18 protein-coding genes are annotated in these 20176 nt (G+C 34.5%); all 18 read right to left on the bottom strand.

The window, feature by feature from the left end; all coding sequences use genetic code 11:
* Positions 1-9: 9 nt before the first annotated feature.
* The gene (locus B5M13_RS09470; protein WP_080055450.1) at positions 10-1683 is read right to left on the bottom strand and encodes a hypothetical protein; all 1674 of its coding nucleotides are present in this window, start codon (positions 1681-1683) and stop codon (positions 10-12) included.
* A gap of 7 nt (positions 1684-1690) precedes the next feature.
* Complete coding sequence (locus B5M13_RS09465; RefSeq protein WP_080055449.1) at positions 1691-2365, bottom strand: class I SAM-dependent methyltransferase; 675 nt, start codon at positions 2363-2365, stop codon at positions 1691-1693.
* A 12-nt stretch (positions 2366-2377) separates the two neighbouring features.
* The gene (locus B5M13_RS09460) at positions 2378-4051 is read right to left on the bottom strand and encodes a hypothetical protein (protein ID WP_080055448.1); all 1674 of its coding nucleotides are present in this window, start codon (positions 4049-4051) and stop codon (positions 2378-2380) included.
* A gap of 35 nt (positions 4052-4086) precedes the next feature.
* Positions 4087-5346 carry a glycosyltransferase family 4 protein gene (locus B5M13_RS09455; protein ID WP_080055447.1) on the bottom strand — a complete coding sequence of 420 codons (1260 nt, stop codon included), beginning with the start codon at positions 5344-5346 and terminating at the stop codon, positions 4087-4089.
* 44 nt (positions 5347-5390) lie between these two features.
* Positions 5391-6314: a hypothetical protein gene (locus tag B5M13_RS09450; protein WP_080055446.1), complete on the bottom strand. Its 924-nt coding sequence runs from the start codon at positions 6312-6314 to the stop codon at positions 5391-5393.
* Positions 6315-6327: 13 nt separating this feature from the next.
* Positions 6328-7146 (bottom strand): glycosyltransferase family 2 protein, encoded by an 819-nt coding sequence (locus B5M13_RS09445; protein ID WP_080055445.1) that lies wholly within the window; start codon positions 7144-7146, stop codon positions 6328-6330.
* Positions 7143-8177: a glycosyltransferase family protein gene (locus B5M13_RS09440; RefSeq protein WP_080055444.1), complete on the bottom strand. Its 1035-nt coding sequence runs from the start codon at positions 8175-8177 to the stop codon at positions 7143-7145. The genes B5M13_RS09445 and B5M13_RS09440 overlap by 4 nt, the downstream gene beginning before the upstream one ends.
* Before the next feature lie 10 nt (positions 8178-8187).
* Positions 8188-9093, bottom strand: coding sequence for a class I SAM-dependent methyltransferase (locus B5M13_RS09435; RefSeq protein WP_080055443.1), 906 nt, complete (start codon positions 9091-9093; stop codon positions 8188-8190).
* 62 nt (positions 9094-9155) lie between these two features.
* Positions 9156-10124, bottom strand: a complete 969-nt coding sequence (locus B5M13_RS09430) for a glycosyltransferase (protein ID WP_080055442.1) — start codon at positions 10122-10124, stop codon at positions 9156-9158.
* A gap of 4 nt (positions 10125-10128) precedes the next feature.
* A complete protein-coding gene (gene asnB, locus B5M13_RS09425) occupies positions 10129-11916 on the bottom strand; it encodes an asparagine synthase (glutamine-hydrolyzing) (protein ID WP_080055441.1) in 1788 nt (595 codons plus the stop codon).
* A 41-nt stretch (positions 11917-11957) separates the two neighbouring features.
* Entirely contained in the window at positions 11958-12689 is a 732-nt protein-coding gene (locus tag B5M13_RS09420; protein ID WP_155297218.1) for an SAM-dependent methyltransferase, read from the bottom strand.
* A 136-nt stretch (positions 12690-12825) separates the two neighbouring features.
* Positions 12826-13560, bottom strand: coding sequence for an FkbM family methyltransferase (locus B5M13_RS09415; protein ID WP_080055439.1), 735 nt, complete (start codon positions 13558-13560; stop codon positions 12826-12828).
* A gap of 123 nt (positions 13561-13683) precedes the next feature.
* Complete coding sequence (locus B5M13_RS09410; RefSeq protein WP_080055438.1) at positions 13684-14943, bottom strand: ABC transporter ATP-binding protein; 1260 nt, start codon at positions 14941-14943, stop codon at positions 13684-13686.
* 21 nt (positions 14944-14964) lie between these two features.
* Positions 14965-15843, bottom strand: coding sequence for an ABC transporter permease (locus B5M13_RS09405; protein ID WP_245859902.1), 879 nt, complete (start codon positions 15841-15843; stop codon positions 14965-14967).
* 354 nt (positions 15844-16197) lie between these two features.
* Complete coding sequence (locus B5M13_RS09400) at positions 16198-17160, bottom strand: Gfo/Idh/MocA family oxidoreductase (RefSeq protein ID WP_080055437.1); 963 nt, start codon at positions 17158-17160, stop codon at positions 16198-16200.
* 39 nt (positions 17161-17199) lie between these two features.
* On the bottom strand, positions 17200-17775 hold the full coding sequence (locus B5M13_RS09395; RefSeq protein ID WP_080055436.1) for an acyltransferase: 576 nt from the start codon (positions 17773-17775) through the stop codon (positions 17200-17202).
* 81 nt (positions 17776-17856) lie between these two features.
* Positions 17857-19014: a DegT/DnrJ/EryC1/StrS family aminotransferase gene (locus tag B5M13_RS09390; protein WP_080055435.1), complete on the bottom strand. Its 1158-nt coding sequence runs from the start codon at positions 19012-19014 to the stop codon at positions 17857-17859.
* A 2-nt stretch (positions 19015-19016) separates the two neighbouring features.
* Positions 19017-20117 (bottom strand): sugar transferase, encoded by a 1101-nt coding sequence (locus B5M13_RS09385; RefSeq protein WP_080055434.1) that lies wholly within the window; start codon positions 20115-20117, stop codon positions 19017-19019.
* Between the last annotated feature and the right edge of the window lie 59 nt (positions 20118-20176).

Here is a 20176-nt window from a genome sequence, read left to right as displayed (position 1 = left end):
CAAATTATACTATTTATTTTTAATTAAGTAAGTCGCATAATTTACTTTTGAAAAAGAGTAATATTTCATCATGTATGCTCTTTCCCAATCCCAAAAGGCTAGATGTAAAAACGTTGAAGTGGTATGAGATTTTATTTTTTTTATGTATTCAGCTTCATCTTTTGGATAAGACGACTGCTCGACAATAACGTATTTTTTTCCTTTTCGCCAAACATAATTGTAGTCAATATGCCATTGATATAATTTAGCTTCTGGATTTAGCAACTGAAACCCAGCAAGGTACAGGGAATTTTTAGCTGAATAAGCTCCTCCTTGACTAGCAGTTATATATAATGTATCTTTTTTATAATCCCTAATAAATTTATCTAAGGAAGAATAAATAAATCTCGAATCTTTTTTTAAATCATACCACATAATTGGTGAAAAAATAATACCCGATGAAAGTAACATCTCGTCAGCAGTAGCAAGTTTCATCCCACTGCCAACCACAACAGCCAAGCTATCTATAGGACCTTTATCAAATTTCATCTGCATTAAACTTAAATAACTAGGATATGAAAATACACTGCTATAAGTTTTTCCAATATAGGGATGTGAATTAAAATAAAACTGAAAACCAATTAAATATTGAAATACAAATAAGCAAAAAAGAAGTAATAGCTCAATAATTTTCGTATATGTTAATGGTTGTAGAAAGAGATATTTACTAGCGCCTACAACTAAAATTCCAAAAAAAGGAATATAATATAATAAATGTTTCCCAGCTGTAATATTTCCTTTTAAAATAATAAAAAACAATACAATCGGAGTAAATACAATCGCTATTAAATTATATGCTCTAATTTTATAAAAATAAAAAGTGCCTATTATTATTAATACGATCATAAGTAAACTAAAAAAACCGATGCATGATCGAACCATTTGGGAAGATAAAAAGCTGCCGGCAGTCTTTATATTGTCCCCGAAGCTTAGTCCATTATTCCTAGCACTCTCAGTCAAAAAAGCTAAAAGTGAAATATTGCTTAAATAAAACAACAGGGTTAAGATTGAAAAAACTAGTCCACCAACTATGGATGCGATGAAAAATTGTTTTTTAAAGCTACTTGCTTTAATTAAAAAGATAATTGTCGGAAATACTACAATAACATCAAATCTTATCCATGCAGATATTGCTAATACAACTGAGGAAATAAAAATACTACTAAGCGAAGGAACATTTAAGATAATAATAAACCCTAAGATCATAAAGAACGCCGATGCAGTGGCTGAGTTCATGTAATACCAAGAACTATATACTTCCTGAAACAGCAGCAACAAGCAAGCTACAATAGGAAAACTCACATTTAAAAGTCTGGTTATAAACAAAGCTGAAAATAGATAAAATAAAATACCAAATAAAGCCGATATTAAAGAGTATGAGTGTATTAAATCTATTTTGAATAATTTATGGAATAATATTACTAAGGCATATATCCCAGGCTGCATTTGATATGAATACGTATAGTAATTTTCAGCAAATACGCCTGTCATTAATATTTGCTTACTACCAGAAAGCACACCAAGTGCGTCTGTCTCATAATTCGCAATAGGAAATATCCCGACTGCAAAATAGGAGACTAAAAATACAAGCACGGCATATAACATTAACTGATTATATGCCATAAAAAAATGTCTTACATTCATCTTAGTTTTAGCTGTTAGAGTCCTTAGTAACAGAAACTAAAAGCCATGGGCTTTGAGAAATCCATTTTTCAAAGCCTAACAAATGTTCCAAAAATGAAAATGTTTTAATCAATAATGCATTAGACATGCTCAGCGGAAAAGGCATCCAGTTAAAACCTTTAACAGATTTAATTTTTAAATTATTCTTCTTTAAAATTAATTTAATATTTTCATAACTAATCTCGCCATAATCTGTCCTTCCCTTATTAAAGCGTCTTAATGTATATCTCCAACTTTGGGGATTAACCATTAGAAAAACAAACGTACCATTTTCATCAAGTAAGGTGTTTATTTTTTTAAAAAATAGATTATAATTCCTAAAATAACTCAGTGCTTCAATACATAATATTAATGAATATTTATTAGGTAAAGAAACTTCCATAAAGTCCCCTTCAATCGAATAAATTTCAGGTTCCCTATTCTTTAATAGTTCTAAAGCATATTTATTAATGTCAACAACTGTTATATCTTTTGTTTCACTGAAAAGCGGGATTGCATAGCGTCCTGATCCACCGGCTATATCAAGAATATTTTTTCTATTATCAAATTGACTTAAAATAAAAGAATATTGTTTCGCAAACTTATAACGCCCGTATGGATTGTTATAAGTTTTTGTATTCAGCATATCCCAGACATATTCCATAAATGTATAAGGCTATAACTTATCCACTTTTAATAAAAAGAGATGTCTAGATTTATGTGCTCCGAAATAATCTATTGTTTCAGGACTACCAATATCTATTTGTTGATATTTGTCAGGAAAACCCCAAATTTTAAGCGAACTTTTAATTTCATTATAACTATAATCATTTAAAATAATGTATTTAGCAGGCTTCATGGCGGTAATATCATCACTTAAAAAGTCTGAAGGCATAAAATAAACCCGATGACCTGCTGACCCTCCTACTGCAAATACGGACATTAAATCAGGTTGAAATGCTAATATTGAATCACCAGAGTTATAGCCATTGCTAGCTAGTATTTCATACACGCTTTCAAAATGCGCTTTTTGCTTTGGTGTTATATATATGTCGTTTAAACGTTTAAGTTGAGTTGATTGAACAATACTCTCCTTACTCCTATACCATAAATTAAGGAAAATTTTCATATTCCAAATCACTGGAATTAGTACAAACATAAAAAAAATAGATGTGCTATATACTTTCTTAATACCCTTAAGAAGGACTATTGTAGAAATTAACCAAGTACTAAAAAAATAACCAATTTTAGTAGTAATTAATAAGTTAGTGCCCAACGGGGCAATCAAGGGTATTATAAGTAAAAAATATATTGTCGTATTCTGTGAAAAAATAAAACCCTTAATAACATCTCTAAAATAAATAAATAAAGCTATAATAGTAGGTGCTAATATCCACTCATATATTTCACCCGTTCTTGTATATTTAACAGAATAAAACATTAGCAAGATTATTATAATAAATGAAAATAACATTGCTAATGTTTTATTCTTTTTATTTAAAAGATCAAAAATAGCCAAAACCCCTAATGATGAGCAACTTACTACCAATAGTGAAAGTATTGATTTAGAATATTTAAATAATATATCATATGGGCCATAAGACCTGCCAGCTTTAGAAAGCATTTTATATGTCCCACTAAGTTCGTTAAAAAAATCTCCCCAACTTTTTATATATATAAAAAAAACTAACACACCACAAAGTAAGCCAACAGATACATAAAAAATTGTAGTTGCGATTCTATTAATAAAAAATATATTGTTTATTAATAATATTAATATTAAGAATGCAGTTACGGCTATTCCTGAAGGGGGAATATTTAGAATAGAAAAAGTGCAACAAAAACCTAATGTGATCAATAAAACTTTCCTAACTAGCATTTTCTCATTATAGACTTGGTATAATAAGAATGAACTTACAATTAATTGAATTAATAATTGTTGTAAATGGTTGTATGAAACCGTTTTTGTAAACAAATATAAACTTAAACTACTCACCAGAAAAAAATAACCCGTGTATAATATGTAATTGAAATGCTGGTATATTTTTTTTAAATAAATATAAGAGCTGATATTTAAAATGATAGTTGAAAAAATTTGCATTAAAAATCTAACCCACAAAAGGTTTTTAGCATTGTAAGTAAATCTATCTATAATAATTCCTAAGATTACACCTGATTGGCTTGCGAAACTTACAGGCTTTGGGATATTATGAGAAAGCTGGATTGCGCCTTCATCAATTAGCGAATCAAGACTAATATTAATAGTTAGTGCATAAATCAACCAAGGTGTAATCCCTAATAGAAAAACTATATAAGCAAAAAAATTAGAATAATTAAGTTTGAAATTCACTTGTTTTTTAAGGGCTTCAATTTTTTTATTATATTCTAATTAAGTATTCTCTTATATAAATCTAAATACGATTCAGCAATAATGTTTTCTGAATAATTTTCAACGGCAGTCTTTCTAGCTTTTATGTTTAAATGCTTATCTACATTAACATTTAAAGCCCATAAAATTGCTTCCGCAAATTGTTCTGTGGAAAAGGGTGGCACCAGCAAACCATTCTCCAGATGCTTTATCATATCAGAATTACCCCCAATATCAAATGCAACTACTGGCTTTCCACATGAAAGCGTTTCCATTATAACATTTGACAAATTTTCTGACATTGATGGCACAACAACAACATCAGCTAGATTATATGCATCTGCGAGTACATGCTCGTTACTTAGTTTCCCCAAATAATGTGTTTGAAAATCTCTCAAATTTGAATCATTTATAGAGTCTGAACCAAAAACTATAAGTTCTATTTCAATAGTAGTCTTAGATTTAAGAGAATTAATTGCTTCGATAAGTAAATGATACCCTTTATTTTTATCACTTGTAGAATTTACAGCACCAAAAAGTATATATTTTGTAGAAGCATTATAGCTAATAAATTCCTTAAATGAGTTATTCATTTTTGGCTGAAAAGTATCAGTATTAATTCCATTAGGAATTACCGTAATTGGAAAGCTGTTGAATAGTGAACTAGCTTTTGCACATTCTGCTAACCAATTACTAGGTGAAACAACAAATATTTTACATTGCTTATATACTTCTTTTTTTCTGTGCCAAATTTCTCTCGTCAAATCATATTCAGAATTCGAATTTAAGAATTGGCAATTTCCACATTTTGATTTATAATTTTCACACTTATAAAAAAAATGACATCCCCCTGTAAAAGGCCAACTGTCATGTAAAGTCCAAACGATAGGTTTATTAATTTTAACTAACTCATTTATGTCTAAAAACTGAAGAGTGATCCAATGCAAATGTAATATATCAAAATCAATAGTTGCTAGTGCTTTTTTTAATGATATAGATCCTAGGTCATTCATAAATACATTTTGTTTATGAGGGTATCTTTTCCATTTTCTCTTATTTAAGTAATTTTTAACTTTCCAACTATATTTATCTACTATTCTTAGAAAACCAGTATTAGCGAAATATGAAGCTTCCAGGGTGGTTGAGTCTAATAATTCTTTATGCTTTACAAGCATAGTTGATTCTACTCCAATCCTCCGTAAACTAGTATGCAATCGATAAGAAGCTTTTGCCGCCCCACCATTAAAATCACTATGGTTTAAATGAAGTACTTTCATCTATTCTTTTGCATATATATTTATTATTGACATCCCTATAATAATTATTCAACTCTGTAAATAATCTTTAAGCATTTCAGCAATATTTTTTTTGGCAATAAAATTTTATTAGGGTTTAAAAACCTTTCAAAAATAATTCTTTCATATAAACGGTCAATTTTGTATTCATGATGCACCAAAGGAAATTGTATTGAACTTGCTTTCAATGTTGTTTTTGCTTGTCCTTCTGTAAAGGTATGTGTAGCATCCGGTCCGAATCCTACATTTTGTATTAAATTCTCATTAGGTATAATAGTGCTTAACGAATTAACAAGTCTGGCAAATAACCATTGGCAGTCCCAAATATGGTTTTGATCATTATTGGCGCAATAATTAAATTCTTTACTTATTATCTCATATAAATGATCATTCTTTAACACTTTCTTTACTTTATCCTTTTCATCGATTACATTCCAAAGTGACATCTTGTAATCAAAGAGTTGCCATGATCTTCTCCAACCAGCCCATCCCCAAGTATCTCCTAAAAATGAATACGTATAAGAATAAGATTTTTTTTTCCAGCCTGGCATTTTGTTAAAACCGCTTATTATACCGATTCTCTCATCATTTTTATATTTAATAAGTAATTCCTCACAAAAATTAAAAAAACTTGGTGAAGGCAAACAATCATCTTCTAATATAATCCCCTGTTCCACATGACTGAAAAACCATGAAATAGCTTCTGCAGGTCCGTACCCACATCCTTTATTTTCCTCCTGGAAGAGTGTTTTCAACTCACATTGCCAATCGATTTGCTTTACAATTTCACGTGTTTCAGCACATTTCTGTATATCATCAGGTTTAGCATGTCTAGGGCCATCGGCAGCTATATACAAGTATTTTGGTTTAGCAAGACTAATTTGATAAAGTGCCTTTTTCGCAATCTCCGGCCGATTAAAGACTATCAATAATACTGGAGTTGATAACATTATTAATAAATAATTATAGAATTAATTTAGAGCCAAACATATTTATATTTTTAATTATTTTATAAATGAAAACTAGAAATATATATATATATTTTTGTCTTTTATACCATAATAGAATTTCTAACTCCCTTTCTCTAGTGTACCAATATTCATAATCATCAACTATTCGCTTAGGTAAATATTTATTTATTATTAAATCTATCTCTTGCAATGAAAGATCGCTTATAATTGAGCTCTGCCCTCCCATATCGTAATAGGAAAGAGTATCATTAACATATTTACACGAAGCATTCCCTATTATAATAGTCCTAATCCAAAACTCATAGTCAGCATGAATTCTATAGGATTCTTTATAATATCCATTTCGGGTAAATAAGCCTCTTTTTATTATTGTAGATTGATGCCCAATTGTCCTTTTAAAGAAGCTTCTCATGGTTAGTTGTGATGGATAATTTAACTGCTCAACTTTAACAGTATTATAGCTTAGGTATGTATTAAAATATATAATTTCTTCACCAGTTAATTCACATACAACTTTACCTAAGATATCTTCATTAAGCCAATCACCAGAGTTTAAAAATAGGCAATACTCAGTGTTTGATTTTGAGATACCTTTATTCATTGCATTATAAATACCACTATCCTCCTCAGATGCCCAAAAAGTAATTTTATCTACATATTTTTTAATAATGTCAACACTTCCATCTGTAGAAGCTCCATCAATTATTATGAACTCATAATCAGTGAACGTTTGTGATATTACACTCTCAATTGTTTTTTTTAAGCCTATTGCATTATTATAATTAATAGTTATTATAGAAAGCCTATTCATCTTTTTTGGATAGATATATTTAATGAATTCTCTAATGCAATCCTAATAGCTCTTATAATTTTCTTCAAACTGCTCTCGCTGTTTGTTTTAATTTGTAATAATTCATCGAAATGAGCTTTTCTCTGCTTGACATAATAGCATTCAGATTTCTTTAAATCTATATATTTGTTTTTTAACACTAAAGTAGCGTAATTAAAAAATAAAGGTCTAAACAATGGATTGCTATCTATATGAAATCGATTTTGATATTTACTAATAATATTACTTTCTAGTGGATTAAAATTACTAAAGTGAAAGAATATTAATGGGTACTTATTATTAATAAAATAAAATTTACTTTCCTCATTATATGATGTTATTTCTCTTTCATGCAAATTCCAATAAGCCATATTTAATCCCAAATTTTTTGATATTATAATATTTTCAAAAAAAATAGGCAAGTAGTTTAAAGGTAATTGATCTACAAACAATCCTTCGCTTACACGTTGATAACATGAGTCTTTTAATTTATCAGCCCACCAATCAATAATCAACTTAGTGGTCTCAGATCTCCTCAAAGCTAAAAAGCCTAAATTATATAATCCATAATTCAAGAAATTATTTTCAATAGGCATTAATCTATCATTCGGTATAGTAGTAATAATATGTGGAGTCAATAAAGCATTTGCTTTGCCTAACTCCGTTTCAATAGGTAATAAGTTATTATAAACATATATATCAGGGTCAAAATATATTGCAAGCTCTATATCTATGTAATTATCAAAAAAATATTTAAAGTAAAATGGCTTAACAGATGTATTCAATTCAACTATATCATAATTAAGCTGCATTTTATCAAATTCATCTATATTTAATTTATCAGCTTCAATAATTTCATATGGTAAAAAATAATTATAATCAATATTACTATCCTTTCTATCACACAAACCTATAAAAAAAGTATAATCTTTATTGGTTTCTTTTATCGAATCTCCAAGAGTTTTGGCTTGTGAAAGGTAATTATTTGAACAAATTGTAAAAGCAATTTTCATAATACTATAATTACTGGACTTTTGTAAAAACCGCCATCACAGACTGGCCTTTTATTAAATGGCGTAAACCTTTTATACATAATGAAGCTAATTTATTTAATTTCATTTTCCTGTAAAAAAATTTAATAAAATTATTTTTTAAATATTTATCTTCCATAATGCTCTTGTACCAATCAATATGATAATCTTGAAGAGGTTCATAAAACAGCTTGTCAGTCTCCATTGAAAATACATTTGTTAGTTCTTTTAATGATTTATCGTTCCATAATCCCATATGGTGGGGTGGTAAGTTTAATATATCAAAATCAAGGTATTTAATAAATGATGAATTATTAGGAACACAAATAACAAACTTACCACCAATCTTTAAACAAGTAAGTGCTGCACTAATAAATGAATTTACTTCTTGAATATGCTCTAAAACCTGAAACGTACATATTAGATCATAAGCTTCCTTATTATACTTTGAATGATCCTGAATTGTTTGGTTTAGTATTTTTAAGTTTTTCTGGTTTCCTATATTAACACTTTGTTCGTTTAATTCCAGTCCTACACAGTCACGAACTTGATGCTTAATTTTTTGCAAAAAACCTCCGTGGCCACTGCCAATTTCTAATATTGACATATTCGGATTTAAAAAATCTGCTGCTTTTGAGTGTTCCCACCTCCAGGGCATGTAATACCACTTTATTTCCTGCAATTTTTCGTAAAATTTTGAATCGCCGTCAACATTCAAAGGGTAAAAAAACCGATAACCTGTATCTAGACATTCATAAATGCTAATCGAAGTCAAATCAGAAAAGTATTTTCTGACATCAATATCATAATGATTTAGATAACTTTTTATGATATCATCACAATTGATACTTCGCTTAAATATAGTGTTAGGCTTTTTTGTAACAGGGCTTATTACCATTATATTAATTAAAAAAAGTTATTGCTAAATTTTTCTAGTCTTACATATAATAATTTTCATCATTAGTCTATTTTAATCAAAATATTTCTTTCTAACGCTTGTCGAGAAAGCTTATTAATTATTCTCACTAATATCTTAGGTATTTTTTCGACGATTATAGTTCCAGAAGGATAGTTCTTATTCCTAAGAAATATTTTTAATTTTTTTATATATGCTTTGTTTTCTTCAAATTTTTCACAAAAAATTATTTCTGGCTTTGTGTCTAAACTTTGAACATTGTAATAGTTATCTTCAACTCCACAATGGACACCAGTCCCATCAAAACCTCCATTTATTACATATGAATTCGTCGGACTTAAGCACAAGCCATTATTTATAAAAATTGTAGCGTACCAAAAGACAGCCCACGTATTAATTTTTTCTAGTTTATTTGATACAACTTGTTTCCAGAAATCCCCCTCAATTCCATCTATATTAAATCGGTATATATCTTTTTTACTAAATTCATTAATTAATCTATCAGGATTTTTTTCAAATAGCGCCCATCTATCATGCCATGTCGCCCAGCCCCAAGGACATGGTAAGCGCCAAAAAAAAGTACTAACTTTATTTGTTTTTTCTAACGGATACATATACCCGTTAATAGACCATATTTTTTTCTCATTACTGTATCTATCTAAGGATTGATTCATATAACTTAGAAAATATGGACTTGTAATTAAATCGTCTTCCAAAACAATGGCCTTACCATATTTCTTTAATATTTCAGTTACGCCTTCTATAATATTTTTCGCCAATCCATAATTACTTTCCCGTTCAATTATATATACTTTTTTAAAATTCTTAATAGTCCTAATATATTTCCTTATTTCTATTACTTCGTTGTCTTCATTTTTTTTTTCTCCGTCAGAGTATATAAATAACTCACTATCTAATGCAAGTTCATTTTTTTCTAATGCATCTATAGTTTTTTGAGTATGTGAAAGCCGATTATAGACAAATAAGATAATAGGTGCTAATTTTTTACTCATAAAATTACTGTAGATTTTCTGCAAATAGTTTTGAAATTATCCTATCTGTCAAAATAGAGTTGTAGTATTTATACTGACCTTTAAAATATTTATTTTTATAATTATCAATTATAGTATCTACAAGAGCAATTGGCTGGGCAAAACCTTTTTTAGGTCTATTGATTATATATTCAGGCAGTACCCCTTCTAGAGATTTTTTTAATAAAAATTTTGAAGTATTCGATCTATATTTCATCTCAAGTGGTAACGAGGAAATATATTCCACTAATTTGTAGTCTACAAAGGGAGACCTTATTTCAATTGAAGTACCCATCCCTAGCCGATCACTTAGATACAAACAGTTCCCAGGCAACCAAGTTTTAAATAAAGTTGAATATATTTGATCTATGCCATTTAGATCACCTTTAGCTTTATTAGATGCGATATAACCATTTATTGATTTATCCTCATATTCTGAATTGACAAATTTCTCGAAGTGCTCTTTAAAATAGTCTGGTAACACATCAGTCTCAAGCGCTTTTGAAAATTGTGCTTTTGCTAGAAATTGCCAGTTACTTACAATGAATTTAATTATATTTCGCTTTTCTTTTAAACTATTAGCTGGTAATAATTTTCTATGCAATTGTGCTAGTATTAATTTTTCACCTGTAGCATTATGCTGATCATAACCATAAAAAATTTCATCCGCTCCATTTCCGCTAATGAGTACCTTAAATCCCAATTCTTTTGCTTTCTTATATAAGCACCATTGGGCTATTGCCGCTATATCACATACTGGCTCATCAATAAATGATGAATATTCTTCAAAAGCTTCTAAGTAATCTTTTGCATCAATTTCAACTTCATTCCATGGCAAGTTTATATCCTTCGCAAATCGTTTAGCTAATTCACGTTCATCCAATTCATATTTGGACATTCCTTTATAACCTATTGTTATTGTTTCTACATTCGGCATTGTCTCCTTAGCAAAGGCAGCAATCGCGCTCGAATCTATACCGCTGCTTAGAAGCACTGCTACAGGCACATCACTCCTTAGATTTAATTTTACTGATTCTCTAATTAATCCTTGAGTAGTTTTAACGATTTCGTCGAATGGCAGACTATTTTGTTTTACATTATTTATTTTCCAATAAATTTTCTTTTTTATTCCATATTTATTAACAACTATATATTGTCCTGGTTCAACACGATTTATCTGCTCAACGAAAGTTTTATTTAGGCTTTGGGGATAGGAATACTCTACTGACTCTAATAGACTACCTAAGTTTAAATCAGGCTGCTTTATAAAATATTTTAATATAGCTTTTAATTCTGTACTAAATATTACACCACTTGGGATTTCGGAAAAATATAGTGATTTTTCTCCTATTCTATCTCTTACAGCAACTAGCTGGCCTAATTTTTTATCCCATAAACAGAAAGCAAACATACCTCTCAAATAGTCTACACATAGAAGGCCATAATCTTCATATAGATGCACTATTACCTCTGTATCGCTATCTGTATAAAACGTATGTCCCTTTTGTATTAATTGCTCTCGTAATTCAATATAGTTGTATATTTCACCATTACAGATTATAATTACCGTATTATCTTCATTAAATATTGGTTGTATACCATTTTCCAACCCTATAATTGAAAGTCTGGTATGAGCCATTCCGCACTTTTCGTCTGACCACACACCATTTTCGTCAGGACCTCTATAGTTCATTTCCTCATTCATTAATCTTAATTTACTTATATCTTCATTATCTATAGTTGTATAACGATATAAGGCAGAGATCCCGCACATTTTTTTTAAGGTTAGTTTTCATTTTTGTGGATAACTGTTATTTAATCTGCCAAATCTCCCCCTTCTAATAATAATGGTTGATGTGATAATGGCTTAAAACGGGCATTTCTATCAAAAAAGAAAGAAGTGGTCCATGTATAATTATTTATTGGCCCAAGCCCATACATATCAACTTGCAAAAAATCTATTTTCCTTAAGTCTTCGCTTATTGAAGGGTATTTTTCGGAATTATCCAAAATTATTACTCCTCCTTCCTTCAAAAAAGATGGAGCTACTTTAGCACACTCTTCACGTTGAATACTATCAATAACAATTATATCAAATTTCACATTTAAATCTTTTATTTTATCTACATAACAATTATTTTCTGGTACAAAGTATAAATAATTATTTTCAGAACATTTATCTTTTACCTTTAAATACCACTCTTCATTATTTTCGACACTATAAACACCTTTTGATCTTTCTGAAAAAAACAGAGATGAAGCCCCTGATCCCCATTCAAAGACATTACAATCTGACAAATCCAGTTGAGATAAATAGTCTATAGCCGGGTAAGTAAACCAAGGGATAGGACGTTTTTTACCATTTACTGCTTCATGAATTTGTCTTGATAATTTATGGCCATAAATATCTTCGATTGTTTTAACGTAATTAGGCACTTGTGGCAATTCAAAATAAATATCTACTCTAAATAATTTTGCCATGCTATAAAGAATGGCTCTTATTACATTTTTAGTATTTCTTTTAATTTTTTTCAGCAATTGGCTCATTTTCATAATTTATTTAGTATTTACTTTTCTAAAAGAATAATAAACTATAAATCGATTAAAATAACTATCGTGTTATATTATTTTTCTTTTAAGTTAGATTCAAATAGCTAATTAACAAATTTTCCTTCTCTTTTAATTAGTCCTGTTTATATAATAGTGTATAATAAGTTTTTGCAACAAATTTATAACCTAAGCTAGTTAAATACCTATGAATTTCCTTTTCATTAATTTCATATATATATTCTAAATATGCTTCTACTAGTATAAATTTTGGTTTATATCTATGCCAATCATTTGATTTAAGGACACTTAGGTCTAAGCCTTCAATATCTATTGACATAAAATCAATCATTATGCCTTTAGGCAAATAGTCATCTAGTATTTTTGACAATGTTTGCGTTTGTAATTGACAGGTTTCAACCAAGATAGCTTTTTGTTCTTCAATTAAACGATTGGCATTTGCTTCCGAAAACGTATTAAATGCAGTTTCATTAAATATATAAAAAGTTTCTATACCTGTTTTAGCAGATATTGGAATTTCAATATTAATATCATTCGGTTTGATTTCGTTGAATGCCTTCATGCTACCAGGCATTGCATCAATGTTTATACCTCTCCATCCTCGCAAATAAAAACGATAAGTATTTGAAAATCTCATTGGGTGGTGAGCTCCAATATCTATATAGAATCCTTCTTCTTGATATTTTAAAAATCTATCAATTACTAAATCTTCACCTTCCTGAGAAAAAGAAACATTTTGATATTTGTAATAATCTGTTGATACAAATTCCTGTTCAATAAATTTTTTGATTGATTGGGGTACAAAGCTGGCCAATACTCTTTTCAGCTTACTTTTTAAACTTTCTTTCATTCTACTTTCGATTTTGCTTATGTCACTTTTAAAAACTCACATTAATAATTAAGTATAATAATACAGAACAAATTTCACCATTTCTGCATTAATTATTAATAATTAGATTTTAGTATTATTTTCTTACCTTTCTATAACTTCAAAATCTGGGAATATTACCCCTTCAATTTGTTTAGAGTTCATATATTTATACGGATTCCCATCTAATATTTCAAAACTTACTATATTTTGTAACCAATCTTGAATACCTTTTTCTGTTTTCAAGAACAAGTTAATTCTATAAGTTTGAGGAGATAGATTATTTTTTATAATAAATACGTATTCTTGATGGTCGGATTTATGCTTTAAAGTTTTACTTATAAATTTGTTACTTGTATGAATTAGCATTTTATCATGAATATCATATATTCCTACCCCGATTTCCAAATCTTGAAAATCATTATCTTTTTGCTGCTTTAACTTTAATATTATTTCTATATCATTACCAAATTTTACTGGATACTCGTTGAACCTAACGTCTCTAAAAATTATATCTGAATCTAATTTATCTCTTTTTATAGTTTCTAGGTTGAGTTGCCCAGAGGCTAAAATAGATTGATTTTCTATGTATCTATTTATTATTTTTTCTGTAAAACCATCTACCAAAATTTGGCCATTTTCTATAAGAATTGCTCTATTACATAATAAGCTTATTGCATTTAGATTATGACTTACAAACAATACCGTTCTCCCCTCATTTCTACTCACATCCTGCATTTTACCTATTGCTTTTTTCTGAAATTCAGCATCTCCTACTGCTAATACTTCGTCCACAACGAGGATTTCAGGATCAAGGTGAGCTGCTACAGCAAAGCCTAAGCGGACTGTCATTCCACTTGAGTAGCGTTTTACGGGTGTATCTACATATCTTTCACAACCTGAGAAGTCAATTATTTCATCTAATTTGGAGCGGATTTCTCGTTTAGTCATACCTAGGATTGCCCCATTTAAAAAGATATTTTCCCGTCCCGTCAAGTCTGGATGGAAGCCGGTACCAACTTCCAATAAGCTTCCAATTCGACCGTTAAAATTAATCCGACCAATTGTAGGTCCAGTAACCTTTGAAAGAATTTTTAGTAGAGTTGACTTACCAGCTCCATTTTTACCAATAATACCCAACACTTCACCAGGCATCACTTCAAAATTGATATCTTTGAGAGCCCAAACGTAGTCACTTTGACCTTTACTATTCCGTTCGTTTGTTTCACCAATCTTCAAATAAGGATCTTCTTTCCCTCTAATCTGATGCCACCATCGCTGAACATCCTCTCGGAGAGTACCAGTCCCTATAGTTCCTAGGCGATACTGTTTGGATAGATTCTCAACTTTAATTATGGGCTTCATTCGTCCAATTTCTGGTTAGGTTTATACCGTATCCATAAAGTTCTTTTCTGTTTTATTGAATACTGCCAAGCCAATCAAGAATGCTATTAGGGAGAACCCAATTGAATAGCTAAGTAGTGGCCAGGAAAACGTACCTGTTCCGAAAAAGCCGTATTTAAACGTTTCGATAACCCCTGTCATAGGATTGGCCAGCATGATGGGTTTATATTTGGCGGGTATAGCCGATAAGGGAATAATTACTGGTGTTGCATACATCAGTAACTGCACCCCAAACTCAACCAGATACTGTAAATCGCGGTAGCGGGTAGTCATAGCGGATACCAGCATGCCTAATCCCAACCCCATAAAGCCCATTACGACGATTAATAAGGGGAACAGGAGTAAAGCGCTGCTGGGGTGTAGCGCCGTTCCGATTAGCGTAAAAAAACCGTACATCACCAGAAAGAGCAGCATACCAATGCCAAACTGAATGAGGTTGCTGATGACAACCGATAAGGGAGTAACTGCCCTAGGGAAATAGACTTTCCCAAACAGACCTGCATTGGCGGTAAACGTATTCGATGTGGCCCGTAGGCAGTTGGAAAAGTAATTCCAGGCCGTTACCCCTGCCAGGTAAAACAGAATCGGTGGTACGCCATCTGTCGATAGGCCAGCCATGCCCCCAAAGACGATAGCCATAACGGCTGTCTGGAAAATGGGCTGGATAAAGAACCATACTGGCCCCAGAATGGTCTGTTTGTACTTCGCAACGAAATCCCGGCGGACAAACAGGATCAGCAAATCACGATACTGCCAGATTTCGCCCAGCCGCAAGTCGAACAGGCTGTTTTGCGGAGTAATCGAATGAGCATACGTTACCTCTTCCTCTTCGGCCACTACGTTATGTTGAATCAACGTCAAGCTTTTTGAATTGTTAAGCGTTTGTAAAATTGAGTTTGATAAAGATTTCTGTCCTTCCGACGAAGGAGGAATCTTACTGTTATCCTGAAGCTGTTTAGGATTTCAGCTCGAGAGCATTTTTGTTATCCCGACGCAGGAGGGATCTTTGTGAAAGGCAGAAAACTTCCTGCTACAGAAGCCCCCTCCTGCGTCGGAATTACAAAAACCACTCAACTCTTATCCCTTTTTCAAAATCCTAAACAGGTCCCCTAACTAGAAAGTAGAAAGCCTTAATATTCTTCCTTCGTCAGAATGACAAAATCTGGCTTTTCGGCCTTTCTTTAGAATGTTAGACATCTCTAAGCAGGGTCGATTTTACTTAACCACCAGACCGTTTTGCCGGTACTTGACCAATGGGTGATAGTCGCTACTTGGATGCGTCAGATTTGCATTTCGGATATGGTGAACAATTTCGATGGATGGGTAGGCTTCCAGCAGGCCAAAGCCGCTCCCCGACAGAATGTGTTCATAGCTTCGGGTATGGAGGTCGGTAAAGCCGTCGCTGAATTCAATTTCCTCCCCTTCCATTTGCAGGGATCGATAGGTCCGTTTACCGGCTAGCTTGACAGCTTCAGGCAACGATTCATATTCGGTACTTAGAAACCAGCGCACATTGGCCCGTTCCAGTTCCAGAAATCCAGCGGCTGTATTCTCTTCGCGCACATGCACGACGTTTTTCTTCACCTTACCGAAAATCCAGGTTAGCATGTCGAAAAAGTGGACGCCAATGTTGGTTGCCACGCCACCCGATTTGGTGGTATCGCCTTTCCAGCTAATGTTGTACCATTTGCCCCGAGAGGTGATATAGGCTAGATCTACATCGTACACTTTATCGGCTGGGCTGTTGGCGATGCGGTTTTTCAGCGCTACAATACTGGGATGCAGCCGTAGTTGCAGGATGTTATTGACCCGTTTGCCGGTTTCTTTCTCCATTTCGGCCAGTCCATCGATGTTCCAGGGGTTCAGCACCAGGGGCTTTTCGCAGATCACATCGGCTCCGCTCCGCAGTCCGAAACGGATGTGTGCGTCGTGCAGGTAGTTCGGGCTACAGATGCTGACGTACTGAATCGGATCGCCTTCCCGGCGTTTTTTATCGACGTGCCGATCAAACCGCTCAAACTCCGTGAAGAAATCAGCTTCGGGAAAGAAACTATCCATCACCCCCACCGAGTCGAACTTATCGAAGGCCGTCACCAGCCTATTCCCGGTTTCTTTTATGGCTTTCAGGTGGCGGGGGGCTATAAAACCGGCAGCACCGATCAGGGCAAATGTTTTCATCAAGGAAGGAGTGGTAAAGTAGACGTTAGGATAGAATTTCTACAGTTCTTTATGAATTGCACCGTCTTTGAGCCGGTAGGTTTCAGCACTTTCCGGGCATTGGGCCAGCCCTTGCTCGTCGAAGTTGAGTCGGTGGCCGTATTCGCTGATCCAGCCGAGTTGTCGGGCCGGATTACCGACCATCAGCGCATAGGGCGGCACATGTTTAGTGACTACTGCTCCTGCGCCAATAAACGCATACTCCCCAATGTCGTGCCCGCATACGATGGTAGCATTGGCCCCGATACTGGCTCCTTTGCCAACGTGCGTTTTCTGATACTGGTCTTTTCGGACAATAGCGCTTCGTGGATTGATCACATTCGTAAACACCATCGACGGCCCTAAAAACACATCGTCGGCGCAGGTAACTCCCGTATAGATCGACACGTTGTTCTGCACCTTCACGTTATTACCCAGCACGACCTGCGGGGAGATCACCACATTCTGGCCGATGTTACATCCGTTCCCAATCACGCAGTCGGGCATGATGTGCGAGAAATGCCAGATTTTCGTGCCTTCGCCAATCTGGCACCCGTCATCAACGATAGCCGAGGGGTGTATAAAAACGGAGTTCACAGAGTAAGGTTAGTTGACAGGATTAACTGGATTTTCATGATTTATCGGACAAACATCATCCTGTACATCTTGTAAATCCTGTCAGGAAAAATAATCAATGATCGTTTCGACAATATAATTGATCTGATCGTCCGACAACTCGGTATGCATGGGTAGGGAAATCACCCGTCGGCATAAATCCTGCGTTACAGCCAGATCGCCCACCACTCGACCGACGCTCTGGTACGCTTTCTGGGCATTCAGGGGAATCGGATAATAGATCATGCTGGGTACTTTCTTCCGGCTCAGATAGTCTTTCAGTCCATCCCGTTTATCAGCCGGTACTTTCAGCGTGTATTGATGAAAGACATGGGTCGAATCAGGATTTCGGTATGGAATTTCGATGGCTTCCACATTCCGAAAGGCTTCGTCGTATCGATTGGCGACCTGCTGACGCGCCTGGGTATAGCCGTCCAGATGTTTCAGCTTTTCGAGTAAAATAGCGGCCTGAATGGTGTCCAAGCGGGAATTCACGCCAATCGTTTCGTGGACATACTTTCGGGCCTGCCCATGATTTCCGATCATCTTCACCTTGTGTGCCAGACTATCCTGGTCGGTATAGACCGCTCCTCCATCGCCAAAACAGCCGAGGTTTTTCGATGGGAAGAACGATGTGGTCCCCAGATCCCCCATTGCGCCTGCGGCTTTTATCGTTCCATTCCGAAATGTGTAGGTTGCTCCTACAGCCTGCGCCGTATCTTCAATTATGGACAGTCCATGCACCTGACATAACGCGACAATGCTTTCCATATCGGCACATTGACCAAACAGGTGTACGGGAACCACCAATCGAGTTCGTGGCGACAGCGCCTTTTCGATGCTTTCCCGTGTCATTGTAAACGTGTCCGGGTCTACATCGACCATCACGGGTTTGAGTCCCAGTAGCGCAATCACTTCGGCTGTTGCTACGTAAGTAAAAGCGGGAACTATGACCTCATCGCCTGGTTTCAAATCCAGCGCCATCATCGCCAACTGAAGGGCGTCGGTTCCGTTGGCGCAGGAAATCACATGCTTTACATTCAGGTATTTCGCTAGTTGCTGTTCAAAAGCGCCAACCTGCGGGCCTTTGATAAAAGCAGTCGTATCCAGACATTCCTGAATGGCCGCATCGATGGCAGGTTTGATTTTCAGATACTGATTCTTCAAATCAACCATCTGTATGGTTTCGCTGATGCCAGACCCAGTCAATGAAGCGGTCATGTCTATTTACTACGCGCTTTATGAACGACGATATTTTTCAGGATCTTCAGCAAATACGCCAGATCGGTTTGCCAGGGGGCTTTTTCGTAGGCTTCCAGATACGCCAGCTCCGACTGCACAATTTCGTCGAACGTAGTAGGCATATCGGCATAAAAAGGCGGTAGTAAACCCGGCTTATGCTTCTTCCGTATCTGTTGAACCTGAGCGGGATACAGGCTAAAATAATGCTCACTAATGGGGCGAACGCCGATCAGTTTGATATCCCCTTTCAGCAGGTTATACAACATGGGCAATTCATCAAGCCAGTATTTTCGCAATACGCGCCCACCGGTGCTCACGCGAAAGTCATTTTTGAACTTTCCGCCTGCATCCAGCCCATTGGTCCGGTGCAGATACTCCTGCACATACTCGGCGTAAGGATGCATGGAGCGGAATTTATAGACGGTAATCGGAATCCCCAGTTTACCAACCCGCTGCATTCGGAACAGAAACCCCTCCTTGGAAGCGGGTCTGAGCTGGCTGGGCATGACGCCCGTGTTCGCTTTGGCAATGATTAGCGTATCCTGAGCCGTTTCAACCAGATCAACAATGTCGAACCCTTTGTAAATCAATCGACCAATGATTTCTGCTTTCGAGATATCGACCGGGATGGCCAGCAACCGACATACTTTACGAAATCCCTTGAGTTTTGGGAGTACCCGTCTGGATAAAAAATGGAATGGGTAATAGATCGTAAAGAAACCGTAGGAAATACGCTGCTGAATGCTGGCTTTTATGTTTTCGGCCGTTACGATGCGAAACGCAAAATAGGTATTGTCGATCAGTTTGGTCCGAATTGTTTCAAAAACCTGGTTCGGATCGTGGGCTTTCAACAGCACCTCATCGATGTATACATGCGCAACCGTCTGGTCGAGCTTATGCTGAATAATGTCGTCTAAACTGGCACAGTGCCAGGCCTCTTTCTGCGCAATAGTCAGTAAGCTATCGGGCAGTTTCTGATGAATACTGTCGCGCCGGGGCGAGATGATGGCGGGCTGGTCGAGCGGACGGATGGTATCACCGGCCAGTGAGCCTTCCCGAACGGTAAGTTGAGTGAGCGACATGGTAAAGGTTGATCAATAGGCGTTAGATAGGCGAAATGCATACTGCTGAAAACCGTTTC

It is taken from the genome of Spirosoma aerolatum (assembly GCF_002056795.1).
GTDB lineage: Bacteria > Bacteroidota > Bacteroidia > Cytophagales > Spirosomataceae > Spirosoma > Spirosoma aerolatum.
This window is presented reverse-complemented; position numbering and strand designations above follow the sequence as displayed.